We start from the raw sequence: 245 nt of genomic DNA, 5'->3' as shown, positions 1-245 counted from the left end.
CCTGTTCGACCAAAGTTACGACCTGCTCGCGCGGCGCCAGGTCGAACTGGAGCACCTGCATACCTCCATTCCCCTGTTAGCATGGATGCAGACGTCGTTCCCAACTGAGATGGAAAACATCGTCCGGGCACTGGAGCAGTATGATTCGGCAAAGGTGGCAGAACGTAAGCGATTCTGGGAAGAAGAGATTAAAGCTGGTCGCTACATTCCGGTGACCTTTGAAGGAACCTACTGATGCAAACAAC

General features: G+C 53.1%; 1 protein-coding gene. It reads left to right on the top strand.

Annotation, left to right across the window (positions count from 1 at the left end; translation table 11 throughout):
* A partial coding sequence (locus tag KVT32_RS31095) for a hypothetical protein (protein WP_217619532.1) occupies positions 1–235 on the top strand: 235 nt, incomplete at its 5' end.
* Positions 236–245: the final 10 nt, after the last annotated feature.

Source organism: Achromobacter sp. GbtcB20 (assembly GCF_019091095.1).
GTDB lineage: Bacteria > Pseudomonadota > Gammaproteobacteria > Burkholderiales > Burkholderiaceae_B > Achromobacter > Achromobacter mucicolens.
This window is presented reverse-complemented; position numbering and strand designations above follow the sequence as displayed.